Source organism: Bacteroidia bacterium, assembly GCA_027493955.1.
GTDB lineage: Bacteria > Bacteroidota > Ignavibacteria > SZUA-365 > SZUA-365 > JAOSJT01.
Map to the genome: position 1 here is coordinate 2,247,011 of JAOSJT010000001.1, position 25,364 is coordinate 2,272,374.

The window sequence follows — 25,364 nt, forward strand, 5'->3', positions numbered from 1 at the left end:
AGAGAGGTTCGAGCAGATTAATGCATAATGTCAATATAGTATTTCCTTCACATTCAAAGCAAGTACCTTTGAATGTTTCTCACATGTCCCGTTTTATCACGAGGTATAACCGCTGTATTTGGGGAGCATCCCGCCCGAAGAATGCGCGTTCCACCCGGACGAGCAAGTACACACGCGGCCGATAACAGCCCGGTAACGCTCCCCCCCTGCTCTCCTTAGCGGTATGAATCATCCGACAGAGTTCCGCGCGAAGCTCCCGCTGAAATGGCTCGCGTCAGCCGAACTGCGCACACCAGTCAGCCGCAGTGTTCCCACCAGCGCCGTACCCTGGTCCATTTCATGGGATGACATCAACTTCTTCGGGCATTCACAAGAACTTCACACGGATCAGCCGCAGGTTGAACCGCAGCAAAACAGGTGTTCGAAGAACAAGGTAAACGCGGTGTGTCCACCTCAGGCGGAGAAGTGCGGCGTTCGGATCTCTCGGTGTATGTAGGGAGGGTCCTCCAAATGTCACTATCTAGGCTGCGACAACAGAGATTACGCACAAAAATCTGTTGTCAACAGAGCAGTTCCGCAACTGCGGAAAAGCGTGAATTTTTCCGTTACGCATGCAGAAAGTAGGTACTGGCTTTGGGATGTCATGAGCTTGGAAAGAAAAAAGTCCCGCCCCACACAAAGCGGGGCGGGACTCGAATGGGGACTGGTGATGAGGCTATTTGTTCAGCGTCATCTTGACGGTCTTCGAGAAGCTCAGTCCGCTTTCGTTGCCTGTCATGTTCACGATGGCCAGGTACTGACCGCTCGGAAGATTCGTGGCGTCGAAGGTGTACTGATGCACGCCGGCTTCCACGATACCGTCCACCGCGGTCGCAACAACGCGGCCCAGCATGTCCACCACGCGCAGATGCACGCGGCTCGGCTCGGGTACGCTGTACTGCAGCACCGTCGTCGGATTGAACGGATTCGGGAAGTTCTGGCTCATGTCGAAGGTCGTCGGGGCAAAGCTGTCGCCCAGGCGCGGGGCCACGCCGCCGTGCTGCTTCATCCAGTTGAGCTTGATGGCGAGGTAGTCGAAGTTGTTCACCACGCCGTTACCGTCGGCGTCCATGTAGCAGCCCATGGCCGTGAACCACGGCGCGCTGGCCTGCGGCATCCACTGAATGTAGGTCAGCGGATTCTGTACGGCGTCCGCGCGGTAGCGGGCGGGACCTGTGAGCCACTGCGTGCTCAGGTTTGCGTCATGGATGTACTCGTTGAGATCCTTGCGGTCGGTGTAGTTCACCACGCCGTCGTTGTTTACGTCGCCCGGCCACACTTCGCAGGGCGTCGCGCCGAGGGGCACGAGCAGCAGCGACGACGGATACGGCATGTAGTCGCGATAGTAGCCGCAGCTGTTCTTCGTGTTGAACACGAGTTCAACCTTGTAGTAGCCCGAGGGCAGCGAGGCCGGCAGATTGAAATACGCCGTTCCATCGAGATCCTGATTGGCCAGCTTGTTCGCGCTGAACGTCTCGCTGTACATGAGCTGATTGCCCGGCACGCTGTAGAAGTTCGCCGTCATCGTGATCGTCGCGTCGAACGGCGGGAAAATCACGCGATAGTGCACGCCGACGGTCCCCGGCAACTCCACGTAGCCGATGGGATTGCCGCTGCCGTCCACGAAGTCGTACTGCAGGCTGTTGGCGATCAGGTAGCAGGCCTCGTCGGCACCCATGTATGGACGCACACGCGGTTCGAGATCGATGTCGTCTGTCACCTGCGGCAGAAGCACGCCGATCAGATCGTCATCGTCGTCCGAGGGAGCGACCAGGTGCAGGTTCCCGGTCATCGCATCCGCGAAGCTCACCGGCTTGCTCACCGAGGCGCCGTCCATACCGGACGCCGCTTGCAGCGCCGCGAGATTGGCACGATTGGCGTTCCAGTAGGCGAGGTTTGCACCCGTGGAGTAGATGTTGTTGTTGTCCGATTCCACGATGTTCGAGCCGGGGAGTACGTACCAGGCATAACCCGCGCCCGTGTTGAGTATCATATTGTTCAGGAAGCGGTTGCCGCTGCCGTAGTACGAGTAAATCGCCCTGCCGGAAGTGTAAGGGCTCTCAAGAATCACGGTGTTATGCGCGAAGAGCGTGTTCGTCGCGTAGTAGTGATTGATGCCGTACTGGCCCGTGTTCACATTGCGCACGACGATCATGTTATTGACGATGCGCGAATTGCCAGCCTGGTAGTAGTTGTCGTAGTAGATGTACATGCCGTACGCCGTGGATCCGCCACTGGAAAGAAAGACATTTCTTTCCATCTGCGTATCAAAGCCGTACATGAAGTAGCCAAGATACTTCGTGGCATAGGGGGATGTGTTTTCTACGCGGTTTCCGATGAACTTGAGCTGTCCGATATAGTACAGATACACCGGGAAATAGTACGCACCGGTCAAATTACAATTCTCGACGCGCAAGTTGTTCATCGTCGCGGTTGTGCTCGATCCGAAAATGTACATGCCGAAGCTGCCGTTACGGATATTGCAGTCGCGGAAGGTGGTGTTGTGATTCATCGTGCCGCTGGTGCCGAAAATCACCGCGTTGTTCGTTGAAGTGGACGTGGCGACGAGGCTGTTGAGGTCACAACCTTCCACCGTATTGTCCGAAGAACTTCCACTGAGCTGCACGACGGTGCTGAACGAAACATTCGTCGCGTTCATCGTCATGTTCTTGAACGTCACGAACTTCGCGCCACTGAAGCGGAGCACGAAATTGTTCGTGGTCGAGGATGCCGCCCAGTTGATGATCACATCCGCTTTGTTCCCGGTCTCGGACTGGAAGGTGACGGTGTTGACCGCAGAAGCACCCGGGATGGCTGCAAGGTCGATGTTGGCTGTATAGGTGCCGCTGCGCACATTGAACACCACGGGACCACAAATGCCATTGGCAACCAGATCGGCCACTGCCGCGGCGAAGGTCGCATAATCCGGTGAAGCGCCGCCTATAGTGTAGTTGCCACTGATGGCAGCTTTCAGATTCGCACGTAATGTATCGTTCGCCTGAAAGCTGTCGTTGACACTGTTCGGCTGCGAGGTGTACACCAGCAGCGGATAGTTGACGCCGCCAGCGAAAGTGCGCGTGCCGAGGGTAAGCTCGACTTCCGTATTCGACGGAAGCGGAGTAGTGTAGTTGATCGGGGTCTGCGCAACGTTATCGAACGACCAGTTGACAGTCACATTGTTGATTGTGTTTGTGCCAAAATTGCGCAGCTTCACCTTGATGTCTTCGGTGCCGGAGCAGAAGTTCACCGGTGAAACCAGTGCGGATATTCCCGCGTCGTCCGGCAGCGTCGGGTTCATATCGATACCAAAATCATACCAGTTACCATCGGTGGAACCGGTGGTAGTGTTACAGCCGCTCGCCCAGAGGCGCCGCATCGGAGGAGTTGTCATCGAGGAGGTCCGGAGTTGGACACCACCACCGGAGTATCCTTCGTGGCATACGATTATGGCGAAGGCCTGTGCGGGATTGTAATAGAACGGTGTTGTCAGCGGGATGCTGAACCAATCACCGGCGTTCCCGGCAGGGATGGTGAATGTCGTAGCATTCAGATGCTGTGTGACGGACGTATAGAATGCGTTCGTCGAAGGCCATGCATTGGTCGGATTGAGACCAAGCCAGATTTTCAGGTTGGTGTACGTCGTCGCAGAACTGTTCGTGTTCCGCTTGAAGTACACGGTAGTGATGTTTCCGGCGTAGGCTCCCGGAAACTCATTGGGCATGAAATTCTGCTGAACCTTGTTCGTTGTGGTCGAGCCAAACGGGAAGATATTGTTGCTGTTCGCGGTACTCGCGTGGGAGAACTGCGGAGTCTGCGCATCAAGCGTCGCCGACGGAAAGGTCAGCCACGCAGCCATGCACAGGAGCAGAAGCGAACTGCGGAACAATGTGGATCGTATGGTCATACGGCCTCCAGGCTTATGTGAAGAAAGGACTATTCGTGGATGATGAGCCTGAGGAGCAGAAAAATCCCAATCAGGATCATCGTATTTTACACATGTTACAAATCTTCACTATAATACAACAAGAAATGTAGCCGCGCAAGGGGGATTTCTTTCTCCATGGATTACGATCGGCACACATTCTCTCGCCTGCTAGCTCCTAAAAGCGCCACTGCAGCGTATTTTTCATTTGTTGACCCGAATTTCATCGTAAATGGCTTGTTTTAGGCCTTCAGCGCTGTTCGAGAGCAGACAACAGACGTGGGTTCTTTCTTCGAACAACTGTATCCGCTATTCACTTTTAGCGATGAACCGTGATATTTTTCCACTATTCGTGGCGAAATGCTATCGGACAGTTGATGCAAACAACCATCACTAAAGCCGTACCCAAAGACGAAGGCTCATTCCGTGGAAGCATCTCCCTGCTTCGCAACGATTGCAGGTGATAGACTCGCGGCGCTGAATTGCCATTTTGAACAGGCGCAAACTGGGAACTGCCAGTTTCCATCCATCGCAGCCGCCGCCAGGATACAGATCGGCCCGCCCCGTTGGAGACGGGGCGGGCCTGTCAATGAAACTGCGCGGTGCTGCTTACTTGTTCAGCGTCATCTTAACGGTCTTCGAGAAGCTCAGGCCGCTTTCGTTGCCCGTCATGTTCACGATGGCCAGGTACTGACCGCTCGGAAGATTCACGGCGTCGAAGGTGTACTGATGCACGCCGGCTTCCACGATGCCGTCAACGGCTGTGGCCACAACGCGGCCCAGCATGTCCACCACGCGCAGATGCACGCGGCTCGGCTCGGGTACGCTGTACTGCAGCACCGTCGTCGGATTGAACGGATTCGGGAAGTTCTGGCTCATGTCGAAAGTCGTCGGTGTGAAGCCATTATCGCTCCGCGGTGTCACGCCGCCGTGCTGCTTCATCCAGTTGAGCTTGATGGCAATGTAGTCGAAGTTGTTGACCACGCCGTTGCCGTCGGCATCCATGTAACAGCCCATCGCCGTGAACCACGGAGCGCTGGCTTGCGGCATCCACTGAATGTAGGTCAGCGGATTCTGCACGGCGTCGGCGCGATAGCGGGCCGGACCATTGAGCCACTGCGTGCTCAGGTTCGCATCGTGGATGTACTCGTTGAGATCTTTGCGATCCGTGTAGTTCACGACGCCGTCATTGTTCACGTCGCCCGGCCAGACTTCGCACGGAGTAGCGCCGAGGGGAACGAGCAGCAGCGACGAGGGATACGGCATGTAATTGCGGTAGTAGCCGCAGCTGTTCTTGGTGTTGAACACCAGCTCGATTTTGTAGTAACCCGAGGGCAGCGAGGCCGGCAGATTAAAGTATGACGTGCCGTTCAAATCCTGATTGGCCAGCTTGTTCGCGCTGAAGGTCTCGCTGAACACCAGCTGATTGCCCGGTACGCTGTAGAAATTCGCCGTCATCGTGATCGTCGCGTCGAACGGCGGGAAAATCACACGGTAACGAACACCAACAGTGCCCGGAAGTTCGACGAATCCTATCGGATTGCCGCTACCATCCACAAAGTCGTACGTCAGGCTGTTCGGAATCAAGTAGCAGGCCTCGTCGGCACCCATGTACGGACGTACGCGCGGTTCCTTGTCGATGTCTTCGGTGACCGAGGGCAGAAGCGCGCCGATCAGATCGTCGTCGTCGTCCGAAGGCGCTACCAGATGCAGATCCCCCACAAACACGTCGGCGACGCTCACCGGCTTGCTGACGGATGCGCCGTCCATACCAGACGCCGCCTGCAGAGCCGCAAGGTTTGCCCTGTCGGCATTCCAGTATGCGAGATTGGTACCGGAACTAAACCAGTTGTTATAGTTTGATTCCACCACGTTGGTCCCGGGAAGGACGTACCAGGCGTATCCGGCGCCGGTGTTCAGGATGATGTTGTTCAGGTAGCGATTGTTGGCGCCGTAGTAGGAATACAGGGCACGTCCGGATGTGTACGGACTTTCGAGTATGATGGTGTTGTGCGCGAAATACGTGTCATTGCAGTAGTAATGGTTGATACCGTAGTAGCCGGTAGCCACATTACGCACGGTAACCATGTTGTTGACGATACGTGACGTGCCCGCCTGATAGTAGTTGTCGTAGTAGATGTAAATACCGTAGGCTCCGGTTCCGCCGTCGGAGAGGAAGGTGTTCCGCTCCATCTGCGTGTTGAAGCCGTACATGAAGTAGCCGAGATATTTCGTCGCGTAGGCGGAGTTCTGCACAACCTTGTTGCCGATGAATTTGACCTCGCCGACGTAGTAGCAATACATCGGGAAATAGTACTGACCGGTGAACTCGCAATCCTCGACACGGAGGTTGTTCATGGTGGACGTCGTACTGCTGCCGTAAATATACATGCCGTAGCTTCCATTGCGGACGCCGGTATTTTTCACGGTGAAGTTGTGATCGAGCGAACCGCTGGTGGACCACACCACGGCAGTGTTCGTCGAGATCGTGGTGGTTACCGGACCGATGAGTTCGCAGTTCTCGATTGTGATGTTCTGCGAACCTCCGGTGAGGTACACGACAACCCCATAGCTCACATTGAGCGCGCGTATGGTCATGTTCTTCATGGTCACCCAACTGATGCCGTTGAAGTACAGCGTCGGATTACCCGTCACGGAGGTGAACTGCACTGTGACGTCGTTCTTGTTCCCGCTTTCGGACTGGAACGTGATCGTATTGACGGAGGAGGTGCCGGAGATGGATCCGACGTTGCCAAAGGCCATCTGTTCCGTGTACGTCCCGGAACGGATATTGTACACCACGGGACCGCATACACCATTCGCATGAAGATCCGCAATCGCCGCTGCGATTGTGGAATAATCCGGCGAGGCCCCACCAATGGTAAAGGTACCGGACATCGCCGCTTTGCGTGTAACCCGCAAGGTGTCGTTCACATTCGAGGTATCCGGTACCCCATTCGGATTCGAGGTCCAGAGCTCGAAGGTGTAGGGTATACCGGAAGTGAAGTTCTGTGAGCCAAGGGTCACCGTGGTCTTTCGCGTGGTGGCGTTCAACGTATCGAGCAGGCCGGTCCAGCTCACAGGTGTCTGTGGTACGCCGTTCAGTTTCCAGTTGATGGTCGCCGAAGTGATCTGATTGATGCCGAAATTCTGAAGGGTCGCCTTGATGTCATGCGTGCCAGCGCAGAAATCCTTGGGGGACTCCAGCGCCGAAATGCCGGCATCGTTCGGCGCCGTTGCGCCTTCATCGTATCGAACAGCTCCGGCAATCTGGCGGGGACAGAGACTGAAGTTGAAGCTGGTCACTTGCGTCACTGGATCACCAGTGCCGGTACCTGCGCAGTGGTTGCCGCAGCTGATGGTGATGCGTCCGTCGGTATACGTCGCCGGAGTGACGGTGGAATTGTACTTCACCGAGATGGTGTGATGCGAAATGATGAAGCCCCAGGTCTCGTTCGCCTGAATGAGAAAATCGAGATTGATGGGGATCTCGGTGTAGGTGGTCGTACTCGTCACGGTGACATTGGCGCGGCCCAGATGGATCCAGCCGTTGTTCTGATTGACGTATCCGTTCGGCCGGGCCCAGATGTCCACGAGTGTGGTGCCCGTCCCCGCGAAGGTATTCTGAAAACGGTAGAGTCGCACGGCCTGATGCGCTGTGATGTCGAAGGAAATAAAGGAATTCGACGAGGTTGACGTTGTCGAGGTGGGTTGCGTCGAGAGCATGTACGCTCCCTGTGCGCTGACATCGGTCTGCAGTGGACCGATCTGTAACAACATGATCAGTGCGAACAGTGTGAGAGCTCCGGATACACGTAAGCTTGCACACGGTTTGGTACACAGTGTCATGGTACCTCCGAATGTGATTGTGGATGATGCAGATGTACGAATCATTGTATGTGGCCAGCTCGTCGGCGTTCGGCGGGCTCGGAAGAGAGAGGAAATGACCGGTTGTGTTGCCAGGTTCCAACAACCGGCTTCATTTAGCTAAAATAAATGGAAACAGCTACCTCTCCCAATAAGGAGAAGCGGCAATTTCGCACAATAATAAACGACACATCAGATGCCGAAAAGTTACAGGGGAAAATGTTCTCAGATGCTCCCTTTCGTCGGATGCTCACGCATTTTCGAATAGGATGGTTATGATTCGTTGCGGGGCAACCGTGCGAGCGGCCACAGAGGGGGGGCTGTGTACGGTTACGGGATGCCGGCTTGGTAGGTCTACACGCCTTTTTCCTTCCCTATTCGCACAGAAAAAGCGCATCCCGCCCTGGCAGTGGGCGGGATGCGCTGTGCAGAAATGCTCTGACGCGGATTACTTGTTCAGCGTCATCTTAACGGTCTTCGAGAAGCTCAGGCCGCTTTCGTTGCCCGTCATGTTCACGATGGCCAGGTACTGACCGCTCGGAAGATTCACGGCGTCGAAGGTGTACTGATGCACGCCGGCTTCCACGATACCGTCAACGGCCGTCGCCACAACGCGGCCCAGCATGTCCACCACGCGCAGATGCACGCGGCTCGGCTCGGGGACGCTGTACTGCAGCACCGTCGTCGGATTGAACGGATTCGGGAAGTTCTGGCTCATGTCGAAGGTCGTCGGTGCGAAGCTGTCGCCCAGGCGCGGAGCCACGCCGCCGTGCTGGCGCATCCAGTTGAGCTTGATGGCGAGGTAGTCGAAGTTGTTCACCACGCCGTTACCGTCGGCATCCATGTAGCAGCCCATCGCCGTAAACCACGGAGCGCTCGCCTGCGGCATCCACTGAATGTAGGTCAGCGGATTCTGCACCGCGTCGGCGCGGTAACGGGCGGGACCGTTGAGCCACTGCGTGCTCAGGTTCGCGTCATGGATGTACTCGTTGAGATCCTTGCGGTCCGTGTAGTTGACCACGCCGTCGTTGTTCACGTCGCCCGGCCACACTTCGCACGGCGTCGCGCCATTGGGCACGAGCAGCAGCGACGAGGGATACGGCATGTAGTTGCGGTAGTAGCCGCAGCTGTTCTTCGTGTTGAACACCAGCTCGATCTTATAGTAACCCGAGGGCAGCGAGGCCGGCAGATTGAAGTACGACGTGCCGTTCAGATCCTGATTGGCCAGCTTGTTCGCGCTGAACGTCTCGCTGTACATGAGCTGATTGCCCGGCACGCTGTAGAAATTCGCCGTCATCGTGATCGTCGCGTCGAACGGCGGGAAAATCACGCGGTAGCGCACGCCGATCGTTCCGGGAAGTTCGACGTACCCGATCGGATTGCCTGAGCCGTCCACGAAGTCGTAGGTCAGGCTGTTGGCGATCAAATAGCAGGCCTCGTCGGCGCCCATGTACGGACGCACGCGCGGTTCGAGATCGATGTCGTCTGTCACCTGCGGCAGAAGCACGCCGATCAGATCGTCATCGTCGTCGGAGGGAGCGACCAGATGCAGATTCCCGGACATCACATCGGCAAAGCTCACAGGCTTGCTGACCGATTGCGCATCCTGTCCGGAGGCGGCCTGAAGCGCTGCCAGATTCGCGCGCGCCGCGCCCCAGTACGCCAGATTCGCTCCGGCGCTATACCAGTTGTTGTCATTTGATGCGGTAACGTTGGTACCGGGCGCCACGTACCAGGCGTAGCCGGCGCCGGTGTGCATGACGATGTTGTTGCGGTACGTGTTGTTGGCGCCGTAGTACGAGTACAGCGCGTAACCGCTCGCGTACCCGCTCTCGACGCGGATAGTGTTATGCGCGAACAGGCTGCCGTTGCTGTAATAGTGATTGATGCCGTAATAGGCGTTGGTCACATTGCGCACGGATATCATGTTGTTGACGATGCGCGACATGCCCGCCTGATAGTAGTTGTCGTAGTAAATATACAGACCGTACGCGGTCGAGCCACCGTCGCTCACGAAGGTATTGCGCTCGATTTGCGTATTGAAGCCGTACATCAGGTAGCCGAGATACTTCGTGGCGTAGGCGGAATTCTGGACGATCTTGTTGCCGATGAGCTTGAGTTCGCCGAGATAATAGAAATACAGCGGGAAGTAGTACATGCCCGTGATCTCGCAGTTCTCGACGCGGAGATTGTTCATCGTCGAAGTCGTGCTCGAGCCGTAGAGGTACATACTGTAGGCGCCGTTGCGGATATTGCAGCCGCGGAAGGTCATGTTATGCGCGAGGGTGCCCGTGTTGGAACGAACCACGGCGTTGTTCGTCGAGGTGGAGGTCGCCGGAAGACTGTTCAGATCACAGCCCTCCACCGTACAGTCGTTCGAGCTGCCGGTCACTTCCACGACGGTGCTGTAGGACACGTTGGTGGCGTTCAGCGTCATGTTCTTGAACGTCACGAATTTCGCACCACCGAAGCGGAGGACGTAATTGTCCGTCGTCGACGTCGCGGCGTAATTGATAATCACATCCGCGCGGTTACCGGTTTCGGATTGGAACGTGACCGTATTCACCGCCGAGGTTCCGGCAATATTGGCAAGATCAATTTTCGTTGTGTACGTGCCGCTTCGGACGTTGAACACCACGGGACCGCAGATACCGTTAGCGGTAAGATCCGCAACCGCGGCGGCGAAGGTGGCGTAGTTCGGCGACGCGCCGCCGATGGTATACGTTCCGCTGATCGCTGCTTTCAGGTTTGCGCGCAGCGTGTCGTTCTGCGGGAAGCTGTCCGCCACATTATTCGGCTGAGAGGTCCACACGGCGAGAGGATAGCTGATACCGGATGCGAAAGTCCGCGAACCGAGAGTCAGATCGACCTCCGTCGTGGAGGGGATGGGCGTGTTGTACGCGATCGGTGTTTGCGGCACGCCGTCGAAACTCCAGTTCACGGTCACGTTGTTGACGGTGTTCGTGCCGTAGTTGCGGAGCTTCACCTTGATGTCATAGGTCCCGGTACAGAAGTTGATCGGCGAGACCAGTGCCGAGATTCCCGCATCGTCGGGAAGCGCCGGATTCATGTTGAAACCGAAATCGTACCAGTTACCGTCGGTGCTGCTTCCGGGATTCGTCGTGCATGTAGATGCCCAGATGCGCCGAAAAGGCGGGGTCGTCATACTGGATGTGCGTAACTGAATACCTCCCCCGGAATAGCCCTCATGACAGACCTGCACGACCAGGGATTGGTTCGGATTGTAATAAAATGGTGTTTGGAGCTGAACAGAGAACCAGTCACCCGCATTACCCGCAGGGATGGCTGTGCTCGCCGCGCTATACACCAGCGTCACCGGAGTATAGAACGTCGTCGTGGACGGGAAGGCGTTGGCAGGATTCTGACCGAGCCAGATCTTCAGGTTCGTGTATGTCGTCAACGTGCTGGCGGTATTCCGTTTCCAGAACACGGTGACGATATTCCCCGCATAGGCACCGGAGAACTCATTATTCATGTAGTTCTGCTGGACCTTCATGGTCGAGGTTGAACCGAAAGGGAAAACATTGTTGCTGTTTCCCGTGCTCGCATTTGAGTACTGAGGCGTTTGTGCTGCGACAATGAGCGGCAACAAAAAAAGCCCTCCGAGCACAAGTAACCAGCGGGGGGCGTTCATGGAACGTATGGTCATACGACCTCCAAGCAGATAGAGAGTGGATGAGAATATGTATTTGAATCTCGAGGTTTGCTGTGGATGAGCTTCCTCGTCCCGATCTTTGAAAAACCAATCGGGTGGTGCGCCTATTTTGTCAATCAGTAAAAAATACATGAAATCAGCATCCTTCGCAAGTCCGAAAAACTGTCTCGGATGGATAGAAATGGGACCTTGGGGGCGCGCAAGTCGAGGGCACTAGGAGGCTATCCTCCCGCGCCGACGATACCACTCGTGGTTTCGGACGCCTCGTATCGGGTCGATCCATTCTTGCATTTCGCTTTGGTCTCGAGTTGGCAAAAAAAACCCCGCCTCCCGGCGGGGTTGTCATCCACAGAGGATGTACGCTGTTACCTGGCCAGCGTCATCCTGATGGTTTTCGAGAACGTGAGACCGCTCTCGAGACCACGCATAGCCACGGTGGCGAAGTACTGGCCGCCGGGCAATTCCGCAGAATCAAAGATCGCAGTGGACACCCCTTCCTCGATACAACCGTCAACGAGCGTTGCGACGGTGCGTCCGAGCATATCCGTTACCCGGAGCTTTACAAGACTGCGCTCCGGTACGCTGTATCGAACAGAGGTACCGGGATTGAAGGGATTCGGGAAATTTTGTTCCATATCGAAGGTGGCCGCGGCGAGTCGCTGAGCAGGCTTCGCGGGAGTCATGCCGTGTGCGCGCAACCAATTCATCTTGACGCCGATGTAATCGAAGTTGTTGATAACACCGTTTCCGTCGGCATCCATATAGCATCCCTCGGTGGTATACCAGGGAACGGAAGGTTGTCCTTCCCAACGAAGATACACAAGCGGATCCGTCTGGCCTTCGATTTTGTATCGCGCCGGACCATGGAGCCACAGCGTCCGCAGGTTGGCGTCAAAGATGTATTTGTTCAGCGCGCCGCGATCCCCGTAGTTCACCACACCATCGTTGTTCACGTCACCGGGCCAGACCTCGCAGAGCTGCGTCCCGGGCGCGATAAACAGTGTGGAGGTTTCGGTCTTGACATCCTCGTACATGAGACAGTTGTTCCACATCGAGAAGGTTGCCTCGACGCGGTAGTAGGATGGAGGAAGGTTGAGATTCATGCCGCGCACGCCGTCGAGCACACCCAGCGGTTTGTGCACGACGAAGGTTTCCGTATGCGCGGGCTGCGCGCCGGGATCGCCTATGCGGAAGAACTTCAATGTTATGGTAACGTCGTATTCCTGATCGAGTGGATACCGGATCGAGTAGCGCGCATACACCATACCCGGAGTGGTGTAATACCCCATCGGCGAACCGAGCGCGTCCGTCATGGCAATGGCCACCGAACCTTGCGGGACATAGCAACCAAAGCGATAGATATACCCGACGGGCGGCTTCACCGCGCCACCGTATTGCTTCGCAATGGTTCCGTCAGTTGAGGCACTTGTGCCTGTCCACTGCCCGATTCTGTTCTGCACGTCACCCGCGGTCGCGCTGCGGATACCGACATAGCCGGTGTTCGTTGTGGCTGCGGTGATCCAGTCACCATACACTAACTCGATCATATTGCTGGTCTCGTAGAATTTGACCTGGAAGTTCAGCTTGTCGAGTTGGTTGTAATACGTCATCCAATCCTTCCACTGAACCGTCATCACGCGATTGGGCATCGTCCCACTGACAGCCCAGGTAATCGTGCCCTGGTAATTGCCGTGTAAGTCGCGGCTGATCGGGCTCACCACATCGTAATTGTTGTTGAGCGCCTGTCCGTAGATATACGGTTGCGAACTTCCGAAGGTGATGTACCCATTCGTGGTGACGTACATCACGGTATGCGGGTTGGCATTGTAGTAGAAGGTGAACGGGATGTTCACGGCGTAGCTCTCGTCGTCATGATAGCCGACGGGCGTGCAGATATCGGTACCGGTAATTTCCGTATACGTGCCCTGCAGTTCGACAAACGGCTTTGTGGCGATGGTTTGAGCGCCGAGTCCCGCACTCATCGCGCCGATCAACAGCACGGTTAACAGCATGGTGCGCGAGTTCATGATTTGCCTCATGGATTGGGTGGATGAAGGATCGAGATCACCGTCCGGTGCGTTTTCAGGCGACGATCACAAGAATAAAAACATACAACGTTATCTCTTCATTGTGTGTGATAAATATATTGATTCATTTTCTGATACGCAAGAATTTTTTATAAAATATACATATTACAGAGCATACGACCTCATTCCATGGAACGCGCCCGATCGCCACAGCGTGCCGTCCACTCCCACCGAGGCCGGCGCATCACCGGGGCAGCCACACACGCTTCGTGAATAAAGGGCACGAACATTCGCGCACGTGAAACGGATGCGTGGATGCATTTCACACGGGCATCCGTGCGTCACGATGCAAGCGTACCGGAACGTTCCTTCCTGCTTTCAGAACAGCTATACGTCATCACACTGCATTCTCGTCACTCGGTATGTTGCCTCCGCCGCGCATGCGACGACCGCCCGCTTCCGTCGATTCCATCCCGTCGCGCATCGGGGTGGGACCGACCCCGACAGCAGACACTGGGCATACTGTCTCCCGCAGACGGAAGGTGTCTGCATAAAAAAGCAGGCGCGGCTCAATGGCCGCGCCTGCCGGAATAGAAAAATCGTCGTGCTTATTTGGAGAGCAGCATGCGTATGGTACGCGAGTAGCTCAGACCGCTGTCCTTGCCCGTCATGCTCACCGTCGCATTATACTGCCCGGACGGCAGCGAACCGCCATCGAAGCTCAGCACATGCGCACCTGCTTCCATGCTTCCCTGCACCAGAGTTTCCACCTCGCGACCAAGCATGTCGGTTACGCGGAGGGTCACCTCGCTCCTCTCAGGAATGTTGAGGCGAATACTCGTTGCGGGATTGAAGGGATTGGGGTAGTTCTGGCTCATATCGAAGCCGGTGACAGCCACGCCATCGCTCTGCTTGGGATTGATCGCACCGTGCACGCGGGTCCAGTTGAGCTTGATAGCGAGGTAATCGAAGTTGTTCACAACGCCGTTGCCATCGGAATCCATGTAGCAGCCGAGCGGGGTGTACCACGGCGCGCCTGCCTGCGGCGTCCATGCGACGTATGCCATCGGATCGCTCACGGCTTCGGCGACGTAACGTGCCGGCCCATTGAGCCACAGGGAGTTCATTCTGGAATCGTAGATGTACGTGTTGAGATCCTTGCGATCACCATAGTTCACGACACCATCGTTATTGACATCACCCGGCCACACGACGCAGGGATTGGTTCCGGGAGCCACAACGAGCACACCACGATCGGGGAAGGCCTTGCGGTCCACATACAGCGCGCAGGAATTCATCAGGTTGAAGAACACCTCGATGCGATAGTAACCGGGAGGCAGGTCCGCAGGTATGGAAACCGGATACAAACCATCTACCGCCTGGCCGTAGGGCTTATTAACCTGGAAGCTCTGCGTGGTGACGAGACTGTTATCGGTGACGCTGTAAAAACGCAGTGTGATAGTAATGGTGGCGGCATCGAGAGGATTGTTCACGTTGTAGCGCACAAACACCGTACCTGGTGCGACGATGTACGACGGGGGTAAACCGTTGCCGTCTTCCAGGCTGTAGCTGTACCATTCGGGTTTCGTATAGCAGGCCTCGTCCGCGCCCCGGTACGGAACGGTACGCTGATCGCCGTCAATATCGTCTGTCACAGAAGCAAGAACGAGTCCGGTGAGATCCGTATCGTTCTGTGATGGACCGGCAAGGTGGAGATCGCCGATGGACTCATTGAGGAAGGTCGCATTCTTGAAAATGGAGTTCGCGTCCATAAGACTTGCGGCGCGGAGGGCGTTGATATCGGGCATTGCGACCGCATTCCAGTAAATTGCGGTACCCGGGTTCGGCCCCCAATACACATTGTAGTCTTGCGCAAAGATCGGTGCGGTGGTGGTTACGCCCTGCGTATAGTAGGACTGGCCGTTGCCATGGTTGATGATAATGTTGTTCAGCAGCTCGAGTCCCTCCTGTCGCGGAATGACGATGTAGGCCCCACGGCTGCTCGCGGCGGTGCCGGTACAGACAAAGGTGTTGTTGTAGATCAGCTTTCCGCCGGAAGTGGAGATATAGAACGCGTAGGAAGTCGACCCCCCGCCATTGACGGTGACGAAATTGTTGCGGATGAAGCCGCGGGGCATGATGCTGGAATTCCAGAACTGAATACCGCGTTTGGCGCCGGAGCCGCCCATGAGCGCGATTTTGTTTTTCTCGATCAGGAAGCCGACGTACAGGGTGTTGAGGTACAAACCATACTGCGTCACCGTGCTGGTGGTGGAGAGGTTGATGGTGTTACCCCGCATGGTGGGATTATCCACATTCCACAAGTAGATGCCGGCTTCACCCTGGTTCTGCATGATGTTGTTTTCCGCGATCATGCCGCCATAGCGGGTGGTGCCTGTACCATAGAGCTGAATGCCCTTGGCGCCATTGATGAAGGTGTTGCCGCGGAAAGTGTTATTCGTGTGATTGGCTGCAACCTGATAGCAGTGCACCAGGCTGTGCTCGAGCGATGTGGAAGCGACGTTGATTCCTTCAATAACACAACCCTCGACCGTATTATTGGTCGAGGCGTTCGTCGTTCCGAAACGGATGACGATCCCATAGGTGGTGTTTGTGGCGCGAAGAGTCATGTTTTTCAGCGTCACATAGTCTGCACCATCGAAGCGGATGGTGAAGTTATTCGCGCTGGTCGTTGACGAGAAGGCGACGATAACACTCGCGGCCTGACCATTTTCCGCCTGAAACGTAATGGTATTCGCCGCGGAGGCACCTGTTACGGCGGGCAGGGTGAATTGCTCCGGATAGGTTCCGGGACGAACATTGAACACCACGGGGCCCGACACGCCGGCCGAAAGCGCGGCGGCGGCAGCGGTAAAGGTGGCGTAATTCGGCGAGGACCCGCCGATGGTGTATGTACCGGACAGCTGCGATACCGCCGAAGGAGGCACGGCTATCAGCAGCATTGCGAATACAGTCACACCCAGAACAGTGACGAAACGCGGTTTGTGATGTATCATACGAAACTCCTGAATGAGTAGATGTGAATGAGCGAAAATTCCGTGCTCTGCAACAAGCCGACTCTGCCACACTGAAAATATTCCGAGGAAATTTCTGTGAACAAGGAGCCGGGAAGTCCGTCCGGATGTACGGACACGAATGAGAAATCGAAAATAACTTTAACAATTTACATGCGTGGCGAATAATTCACAAGGGTGAAAATTAGTACCACACTGGCGCTCTCGGAGGGTGTCCAGAAGGACGAACACGAAGCGCAGAACTGTGTACGGGGAGCGCAAAAAGAAATAATCACAACGTCAAGCGTTGACAGATGTTCTCCCGTGTTGCAGTCCCTTATCGAGAATTTTCGGAGAGCTTCCGTACGCAGGCCCAGCCCCAATACTGCGCGACATCCCGCACACCTTCACGCATGCACAAAAAAACAACCCCGCCTGTCGGCGGGGTCGCTCATCCACGAGGTGATGCCGCTGCTGCTTGGACAGCGTCATCCTGTTGGTTTTCGGAAGCGTGAGGCCGCGACCGATACCACTTGTGTGATCATCGCTTCAACGGAAGTGTCCGCGTCACAAGCGAAATCAAAATTCGATCGGCGAGCAAAGTGTTATTCGCATGACGTAGTCGTGGCTACACCACTCTGTCAGATTATGAAGCTCGCCAGTTGCTATGTGAATATACTTCACCGATTTGCAGAATGCAAGTCTTTCGATGTGCTTTTTTTTCACATTGTTTTTTTGAACCAATTTTGCATGCCGATTCGCGCAAATACGCGGTGTTTGGAAGCAGATCTCCTGGTGACGCAGCACCCGTTTTCCCAAGGATTTGCCTTGATCCCGGGGCCACCCGGGTTCCTGACGCGAACGAGGTTCATATCCAATGAACCGACGTTGTTTCCGGGACTTCTTTTCAGATAATGCCTTGAACCCTGACGTATGCTTGTTTTGTAAACTCCTTGCCTTTCACTGCTTCGCGTTCTAACTTGTATATTTTCTACCTGAAGGAGTGAAAAAACGTGAGTCTGACATATAAGAACGCGGGTGTGGACATAGATTCGGGAGAGGAGCTCGTACGTCGCATAAAAGGCAAGGTGGCGGCCACGCATGGGCCCCGGGTACTGTCAAACATCGGCGGATTCGGTGCTTTGTACGACGCTTCCTTTCCGGAAATGCGTGAGCCCGTGCTCGTCTCCAGCGTTGACGGTGTCGGCACAAAGCTGAAAATTGCCTCGATGGTCAACAGGCACGACACGGTGGGACAGGATCTCGTCAATCACTGCGTCAATGATATACTCACAACGGGTGCGAAACCCCTGTTCTTCATGGATTATTTCGCAACAGGCAAGCTCGATACTGATGTTGCGGAGCAGGTGATTTCCGGTTTTGCCAAATCCTGCGGTGAAAATGGTTGTGCGCTCATTGGTGGCGAAACCGCAGAGATGCCGGGGATGTATGCCCCGAACGAGTACGACATCGCCGGGACCATTGTTGGGATAGTCGAAAAAAGCGCGATACTGAACCGAAATAATGTGCGCCCTGGTGATGTGTTGATCGGGCTCCCCTCTTCGGGACTGCATACGAATGGGTATTCACTTGCCCGCGCGGCACTTCTCCCGCATTTCAGTCTGGATGCGCAATTCGATGATCTCGGTGGTACGCTTGGCGACGCTCTCCTTGCAGTGCATCGTTCCTATCTCGGGCCGGTGTATCCATTGCTGTCCACGGGTATGATTCACGGTCTGTCGCATATCACGGGTGGCGGCATTGTCGGAAACACGAGCCGCGTCATTCCCGAGGACCGCAGGCTCGACATCCAATGGGACGCGTGGACACTTCCGAGGATTTTTTCCATGATTCAGGAGCTCGGAGAAGTTCCAGAAGAGGACATGCGTCGCACCTTCAATCTTGGTATCGGCATGATCATCATTGCCGACCGGGATGCGGTTGCGGATCTTTTGCCTGCGCTGGAGGGTGAGCAAGCGGTGATCATGGGAAGCGTGGTTTGAGATACGCAGGGGGTGGCGGAGGAGAGGTGTAGGATCTCGGCGGGGCATCCTGAGGGTGTTGCTGGGTTCTGGACATCGTCCTGGATCGATCTCACGTCGCTTTTACAGGAAATTTCGATTCATGAATCGAAATTGGTCGTTCGCTTGTCCGAGGGAGCATCTATTTCGATTCATGCATCGAGACTATTGCGTGAAGCCACCAAACATCGTGCGATTTCATCCGCCATCACCCTCCTTCACTTCCCTTCCCCCAACAACTCCCTCCCGATCCGATTCCATACCGCTGTACCCCACGCTCCGCCTCCCCGCACAAACCTCTCCAGCCGCGGAATGTCTGTTTTCACCATCCGTCAAGGGATCAGATATCTGAGCTACCCGTCAGCTCTCCGCGGAATCTCGCAAGAATATCCTCCCGGGACCGACCGACCAGATCAACGGCAATCGCGTGCGACCTCCCGGTGCACGCGCTTCGCTTCCGAAAATGCCGCTCAACGGACGCAACCACGAGCAGTTCAGAAACAACGCCCTCCTCAGAACAAGCGTGTCGCACGGCAGATCCCCGAACTCCGGTACCGACACCACAGCCTCGCTGCCCGACAACGCGCCAAACACCGTCCGCAGGCCGCGCGTCATCGCCGAGGCGAAACTTTGCACCGTTGCTTCCGGCACCGCACGCGACGGAAGCGCACATCGAGTCGCGCGCACACGCGATCAATCTCATGCTGATCGGTCAATACCCGAACCTTGCACCTGAGTGTCCAGAAATGCGTCCCGCTCCCGCCGCGCGCGCTGTGCATTTTCACATATCCCGCGAACGCCGAAATGGTCATCTGGCCGCGATACAGCCACTTGTCGAACCATTCGATGAAGCGGGAACGGGATGGCTTCCGCCACGACTCGATAGTGACGACGAACTCGACACAGCGCGGACGAATGTCCATTGCGTCAATACGCAAACATGAGAATATCTGCTGCGCTGTGCCCAGTGCGCCCAACAGCAACTCGCCAAAAGCGTTGAGCGTCATGACTCCGCCGCTCATCGTACCGAGCGTACTTCCGTGCTTTCCGACGTCGAAACGCGAATGATACGTCCCCGGCGTGGAGTAATCATGATCCGGCGAACACTTTTGATTAAATTGTCCACTGCTTTCCATGCAATACTCCCACATAGTGCATGGTCAGGTGATTTGAATCGGTAAGCTACGAGATACTCACATCAGCCGAAAGTCAAAACCGAGTGGACTATCCCCCTGGTGAGTTCATGCGCGCTCCACTCTCCACCGCCGACACGTCGCACAACCGTGCGCTACGTATCTCTGCTCTCCTCAGCGCTCTCGAGTCTCGCCACAGCCGCCGCGAGGCAGGCGGCAATGTCGGGAGTGGCCTCGTTCAGCCAGGATCGAAAAAGGGTGACCACGGAATCATGCGGGATGCGCTCCCAATGCTGTTTCGGATTCTTTAGCGACTCGCAGAACAGACGTCGTGCGTGTTCGACGGGACTGTGACGCAGCGTGTCGAAAAAACTCAATATCGCGCGTTGATCTCCGTAAAGCACGGCGACACGAAGCACATACAATGTTGCCCGATACGTGCTCTCCTCATGCAGATAGGGTAGCGCTTTCCGTACCAGGGTTATTGCGCGGTCGGATTCCTCAGGATGCATGCCGATGATACGCGCGGCGGTACCGAGCGGCAGGAGGCGACGCCACATTTTTTTCCCGGCCGCCATGGAAGACAGCAGCTTTTCTTCCTCCACGAACACACGCTCGAAATGATCCACAAGCGCGAATTTTACGAGATTGCGCGCATCCACCCAGTCCATGCTCGAATCAAGTAATTCAATGACCGTCTCGCTCTTCTGTGGCTGCTGCGCGACATATAAACCACACAGCATGGATGCGATGCGGCGTAGATGCAAGACGCCGTGGCGAAAACCTTTCTCGGCTGTAGCGTATGCCGGCATGGGTATACCAACCACATGCAACGGCGCAACTTCCCAGAGCCAGCAGGCGAACTCAAAGCCGGCCGGATGCAAACCGGAAAAGCCCTCACCCATTGCTTCCGCGACAAGCTCGGACAGTTCGAGCGTCGTTGCGGCCCTGTCTCCGCGCATCGGTGGGTTCTCGAACTGCTCAATAATGTCAGCCAGCACTTCCTCAAAGTCGTTCACGATCACCCGCTGGCAGTTGCGTACATTGCGGATAAAGGCTTCTCGCAGCTGTCCGGAATCGGATGTACTTTCCTGAACCGAGGGTGCACTCATTCGTATCTGCCAGAGAATTCTGCGGTGATAGTGGATAGCCGGGATACGGGTGAAGAACTTACCGATACATGGACGGGTCGAGCACGACGGGCCCCCACATTCGAAGGACGCGCACGACAAGCTCCGTATTGTGCGCGGACCCGGTCTCGAGAAGAGCACTGTCCTGCGTATGAATGCGGTGACCGGTCCCGTCCAATATGACAAGCACCGGAAAGCCGAAACGTTCCGGGTGCCCAAGCCGCTTCATAACCGAAAGGTTTTTATTCTCTTCGCTGTAATTGACGTGAAGCAGAATATAATCTGCGTTCAATACGGCGTTCACGAGCGTATCCTGCTTGAACAGTTTATCCAGCTTGCGACACCAGGTGCACCAATTACCTCCCACAACAACCAGCACATGCTTCCCGAGAATCGCGGCACGTTCGATGGCCTCGTCCAGTTGCGCCTCGGCGTTGGCCTCCGGGTTATAAGGACTTGACACGTGCGATTGCGCCGGAAGCACCGGCGCCGCAAACACGAGCAAGAATAATACGATGAAGTGTTTCACGACGGACTCCTTGCGTGTCTCGATGAGCGGCACACGATGTAAGTTTGTGCTTTTTACAGGAAGAAGCAAGGGATCGACGATTGACGAGGTACGAGGTTCGAGGTTCGAGGTTCGAGGTTCGAGGTTCGAGGTACGAGGTACGATTGACGATTGCGAATTGTATTGCGTGAAAGAGCCGGCGAGTACGCAATCGCCTCATGGAGTTCAGCGTGTTCAAAAAAAATGGTCCCCGGATTGCTCCGGGGACCGAGATATATGCTTTCGTCGGTGAACGCTATGCGTGAATGAGCTGCATGCGGTTCGTCATTCGCGCATCGATTTCCAGCACCTGCGGGGCGCGGGCGCCGGTGGCGAGGATTTGGTCGGAGTACAGAATGAAATGCGCCTTGCCGTCGGTTGTAGGGAAGACCTGCCGGATGCGGCCTTCACTGCCCTGCTGACGGATGAAGGACATCATTTCCGACGAGAGCTGCTCGTGCGTCTCGAAGGACGGGGTGAGGCCTTCGATCTCAAGAAGCCGACGGAGGATGTGAATGTTCAGCATGCCGTTTTTCGGATCGCCGATAGGAACGGTCGGCTGGCGCATGCCCGCCCAGTTGGTGAAATGTCCGCGGCCTTCGAGGTACGACGACATCGGAAGGAATACGTCGGCCGCCTGCGCGGTCTCGGTCAAGTACATATCCGCGACAACGAGGAACTCGAGGTTGTTGATGAAACCATTGTAGTCCTCCGAAGCGGCAGGATTTTCGCCGAATATCATCGCGGCGCGGATCTTGTCCTCGCGAATCTTCCTGCCGATGTTGCTTCCCGAAGCCACGACATCGGTGATGTCGGTTTTCCAGAAGCGGTTCACAGCATCCAGAAGACGCTCGTTGCGAATACTCGCGCCGCCGGGCAGAAGCTGCCGGTCGAAGCCGGCAACCGTCATTCCGGTGAGATTGCACTCGCCGCTGAACAACGCGAGTCCGGAACCCGGTACGGCGATTTTGCCGAGAGCGAGCAGCACCGAGACCAGGGCCTTGAGATCGTCGCTGGAGCGGTCGATACGGCTCTCGATGTTGTACCAGGCCACAATACGCTGATCGGGCTGCACGAGGAGATCCACGATGGCATGTATGCGAGCCGGCGCAACACCGGTGACTTCCGCGACCTCCGCGAGGTCGGTTCTCAAGGCCTTGTCGCGTAGCTGGTCGAAATTGACGCAACGCTTTGCGACAAATTCTTCATTGACCGCCCCCCTTCGGATCAGCTCACCAAGTAAGCCGGTCAGCAGCAGGGTGGACGTGCCGCGACGAGGATCGGCCCACACAGTGGCATGGGGTACGAGATCGATCTCCGAGGAATTGATGACGATGGCTTTCGTGCCGTGGCGCATGCGCCGCTTCACCCGCCATCCCATCACGGGATTCTCGATGGTGGGATTGCCACCGAGGAAAAGATACAGATCCGCATTCTCAAGTTCCTCGACGCCGACGCTGGATACGGTGGAGCCGAGCATGTCGTCGAGCGCGTGATAATCCGCCTCGTTGACGAGCTGATGGAAGGATACGAGATTGTTGGTGCGGAGCGCGGCCCTCGCGTAGCGGCCGGCAAGATACAATTCCTCGTCGGTGAGTTTCGGCGACGCGGAGACGAGCATGGCATCGGCTCCGTGCGTGGCAAGCATACGCTCGCGGCCTTTGTGAATAGCCTCGAACGCCTCTTCCCACGACACTTCGACCAACGCGCCGTCCTTACGGACCATGGGCTTGGTGACGCGCGATCCGTCGAGGTAGTGCTGATAGCCGAAGCGACCCTTTACGCACAGCTCACCGTAATTCGGCCCATGCTCGGGCGAGGCGCCTACAACATAGAACAGGTCAGCCGCCTTGACTTTCAGCGTGATGTTGCACCCGACGGAACAGTAGTTGCACACGCTGTACATGGAGTCCATAACCCACGGACCCGAACGGCGGAAGGGCATTTTCTCGACGAGCGTCCCTGTGGGACACACATCGATGCAGTTGCCGCAACTCACGCAGTTCGTCTCGTGCAGGGCTTTTTCCATCGCCGGTTTGACGATGGTACGGAAACCGCGATTGACGAAGCCCAGTGCCGCGACGTTGAGAATCTCGGCGCAGGTGTTCACGCAGCGTCCGCAGTTGATGCATTTGTTGGAGTCAATCTTGACGAAGGGATGCCGCGTATCCACCTTGTAACGATTGAACTCGCCGACGAAACGCTTCTGGTCCACGCCGTACTCGGTGCAGTAGTCTTGCAAACGACACGCGAGACCCGCGTCGCAGCCGCATTCGGCGCAGCGAAGCGCTTCTTCGAAAGCAGTCTGGTCGTCGTAAGCGAATTCCACTTCGCCAAAGCCCTTGATGCGCTCCTCGGCGGGAACTTCATGCGCGTGATGGCGCTCGCTTTCCAGAATCTGCGGCACGTCCTCGCGCGTCAGTTTGTGGAAATTGTCACGCTTGCTTTCGAAGCGATCCGTGAGGGGTACAACGATACCGGTCTGTATGTACTTGTCGATGGCACGCGCGGCCATACGGCCCGCGGCGATCGCGTCAATCGCATCTGCCGGACCCGTGACCACATCACCGCCGGAGAACACGCCGGGTCGGTCGGTTTCGAAGGTGCCTTCTTTGGCTTCGATCGTTTTCCACTTTGTGACTTTCACGTGCTGGTCGCTTTCCACGCCGTCCAGATCGGGTTCCTGACCGATGGCGGAAATGACCCAATCGCATTCGAGCTGGTATTCGGAGCCGTCCACGATGACAGGCCGGCGGCGCCCACTGGCATCGGGTTCGCCCAATTCCATGCGGAGGCATTCAATGGATTTCATGCGGCCTTCTTCCACGATCACCCGTGTGGGAGCTGCGAGGAAATGCATCTGTACACCTTCTTCCTCGGCAGCGACGATTTCCATTTCATTTGCGGGCATTTCCTTGCGGGTGCGGCGATACAGAAGAATAACTTCCGTTGCACCGAGGCGTAGAGATGTACGTGCGGCATCGATGGCTGTGTTACCACCGCCTACAACCACCACGCGGCCCTTGACGTCGGGATTGGTCTTCATTTCCACCTGGCGGAGGAAATCCACGCCGCGGAGCACGCCCTCGGCCTCTTCATTCTCGACCTGCATGGGCTTGCCGACCTGCGCACCGAGTGCGACGAAAACCGCGCGGTAGCCCTGGTCGAACAGATCGTCCATGGAAAAGTCCTTGCCCAGCGTGCGGTTCGTGTGCACTTCCACGCCGAGATCGGTGATCCAGCTGATTTCCTTATCAAGGACGTCTTTCGGGAGGCGGTACTCGGGTATGCCGTAGCGCAGCATGCCGCCCAGTTTGGGCAGGGACTCGAACACCACGGGACGATAGCCCTCGATCGCGAGATAGTACGCCGCCGTCAGGCCGCCGGGTCCGGAGCCGATGATAGCCACGCGCACACCGTTGTCGTCCTTCACCTCGGGTTTCCACATATCGCCGATCATGTCCTGGTCGGCGGCATAGCGCTTGAGGAAATCGATGCCCACGGGGGAATCCACCATCGAGCGTCGGCAGCTCACTTCGCATTTGCGTGTGCAGACGCGGCCGCATACGGAGGGAAGCGGATTCTTTTCCTTGATCAAAGCCACCGCTTCGGTAAACTTGCCCATGCTGATCAGCGACATGTAGCCCTGAATGTCCACATCGGCCGGGCAGCTCAGGCGGCACGGGCCGAAGCAATCGGCATAGTGATTGCTGACGATGAGTTCGAGACAGGTTTTGCGTGCACGGCGCACGGTGTCGGACTTGGTCTTGATGACCATGCCCTCTTGCACACGCGTGGAACACGACGGGAAGAGGCGGCTTTGACCCTCGACCTCCACCACGCAGAGGAAGCAGGCACCGAAGGGCGGCAGTTTCTCGTCGTAACAGAGGGTCGGGATCTGGTCAAGGTCCTGTTCGTGACAGACCTGGAGAATGGTCTTGTCGGGGGAGGCGGTTACTTGTTTTCCGTTGATTGTCAATGTTACCAT

At 56.3% G+C, this 25,364-nt stretch carries 12 protein-coding genes; 2 read left to right on the forward strand and 10 right to left on the reverse strand.

From position 1 onward, the window contains the following. Positions 1-715: 715 nt before the first annotated feature. The 4 genes from M5R41_08525 to M5R41_08540 form a co-directional block, all read right to left on the reverse strand. Positions 716-3,943: a dockerin type I domain-containing protein gene (locus M5R41_08525; protein ID MCZ7556431.1), complete on the reverse strand. Its 3,228-nt coding sequence runs from the start codon at positions 3,941-3,943 to the stop codon at positions 716-718. A gap of 627 nt (positions 3,944-4,570) precedes the next feature. Continuing rightward, positions 4,571-7,810 carry a hypothetical protein gene (locus M5R41_08530; protein ID MCZ7556432.1) on the reverse strand — a complete coding sequence of 1,080 codons (3,240 nt, stop codon included), beginning with the start codon at positions 7,808-7,810 and terminating at the stop codon, positions 4,571-4,573. A gap of 466 nt (positions 7,811-8,276) precedes the next feature. Beyond that, complete coding sequence (locus M5R41_08535) at positions 8,277-11,498, reverse strand: dockerin type I domain-containing protein (protein ID MCZ7556433.1); 3,222 nt, start codon at positions 11,496-11,498, stop codon at positions 8,277-8,279. A 371-nt stretch (positions 11,499-11,869) separates the two neighbouring features. Further along, complete coding sequence (locus M5R41_08540; GenBank protein ID MCZ7556434.1) at positions 11,870-13,531, reverse strand: dockerin type I domain-containing protein; 1,662 nt, start codon at positions 13,529-13,531, stop codon at positions 11,870-11,872. Between M5R41_08540 and M5R41_08545 the strand changes: the two genes are divergently transcribed. Further along, complete coding sequence (locus M5R41_08545) at positions 13,515-13,808, forward strand: hypothetical protein (GenBank protein ID MCZ7556435.1); 294 nt, start codon at positions 13,515-13,517, stop codon at positions 13,806-13,808. The two genes, M5R41_08540 and M5R41_08545, sit on opposite strands and share 17 nt — an antisense overlap. A 331-nt stretch (positions 13,809-14,139) precedes the next feature. On the opposite strand, the gene M5R41_08550 is transcribed toward M5R41_08545, so the two are convergent. Then, on the reverse strand, positions 14,140-16,548 hold the full coding sequence (locus M5R41_08550) for a right-handed parallel beta-helix repeat-containing protein (GenBank protein MCZ7556436.1): 2,409 nt from the start codon (positions 16,546-16,548) through the stop codon (positions 14,140-14,142). A 1,016-nt stretch (positions 16,549-17,564) separates the two neighbouring features. Between M5R41_08550 and purM the strand changes: the two genes are divergently transcribed. After that, the gene (purM, locus tag M5R41_08555) at positions 17,565-18,548 is read left to right on the forward strand and encodes a phosphoribosylformylglycinamidine cyclo-ligase (GenBank protein ID MCZ7556437.1); all 984 of its coding nucleotides are present in this window, start codon (positions 17,565-17,567) and stop codon (positions 18,546-18,548) included. Positions 18,549-18,926: 378 nt separating this feature from the next. Here the strand turns inward: purM and M5R41_08560 are convergent, their stop codons facing one another. From M5R41_08560 to M5R41_08580, 5 genes are all read right to left on the reverse strand, one after another. Beyond that, complete coding sequence (locus M5R41_08560) at positions 18,927-19,202, reverse strand: hypothetical protein (protein MCZ7556438.1); 276 nt, start codon at positions 19,200-19,202, stop codon at positions 18,927-18,929. Continuing rightward, entirely contained in the window at positions 19,178-19,702 is a 525-nt protein-coding gene (locus tag M5R41_08565; GenBank protein MCZ7556439.1) for a hypothetical protein, read from the reverse strand. The genes M5R41_08560 and M5R41_08565 overlap by 25 nt, the downstream gene beginning before the upstream one ends. 152 nt (positions 19,703-19,854) lie before the next feature. Next, complete coding sequence (locus M5R41_08570; protein ID MCZ7556440.1) at positions 19,855-20,811, reverse strand: hypothetical protein; 957 nt, start codon at positions 20,809-20,811, stop codon at positions 19,855-19,857. Between the two features lie 58 nt (positions 20,812-20,869). Then, a complete protein-coding gene (locus tag M5R41_08575) occupies positions 20,870-21,358 on the reverse strand; it encodes a thioredoxin family protein (GenBank protein MCZ7556441.1) in 489 nt (162 codons plus the stop codon). Positions 21,359-21,632: 274 nt separating this feature from the next. Further along, complete coding sequence (locus tag M5R41_08580) at positions 21,633-25,364, reverse strand: molybdopterin-dependent oxidoreductase (protein ID MCZ7556442.1); 3,732 nt, start codon at positions 25,362-25,364, stop codon at positions 21,633-21,635.

What these genes read in the sequence shown, in the direction of transcription:
- M5R41_08525 (MCZ7556431.1), bottom strand. Translation starts at nt 3,943, where the DNA reads ATGACCATACGATCCACATTGTTCCGCAGTTCGCTTCTGCTCCTGTGC.
- M5R41_08530 (MCZ7556432.1), bottom strand. Translation starts at nt 7,810, where the DNA reads ATGACACTGTGTACCAAACCGTGTGCAAGCTTACGTGTATCCGGAGCT.
- M5R41_08535 (MCZ7556433.1), bottom strand. Translation starts at nt 11,498, where the DNA reads ATGACCATACGTTCCATGAACGCCCCCCGCTGGTTACTTGTGCTCGGA.
- M5R41_08545 (MCZ7556435.1), top strand. Translation starts at nt 13,515, where the DNA reads ATGGTGCGCGAGTTCATGATTTGCCTCATGGATTGGGTGGATGAAGGA.
- M5R41_08540 (MCZ7556434.1), bottom strand. Translation starts at nt 13,531, where the DNA reads ATGAACTCGCGCACCATGCTGTTAACCGTGCTGTTGATCGGCGCGATG.
- M5R41_08550 (MCZ7556436.1), bottom strand. Translation starts at nt 16,548, where the DNA reads ATGATACATCACAAACCGCGTTTCGTCACTGTTCTGGGTGTGACTGTA.
- M5R41_08565 (MCZ7556439.1), bottom strand. Translation starts at nt 19,702, where the DNA reads ATGGAAAGCAGTGGACAATTTAATCAAAAGTGTTCGCCGGATCATGAT.
- M5R41_08570 (MCZ7556440.1), bottom strand. Translation starts at nt 20,811, where the DNA reads ATGAGTGCACCCTCGGTTCAGGAAAGTACATCCGATTCCGGACAGCTG.
- M5R41_08580 (MCZ7556442.1), bottom strand. Translation starts at nt 25,364, where the DNA reads ATGGTAACATTGACAATCAACGGAAAACAAGTAACCGCCTCCCCCGAC.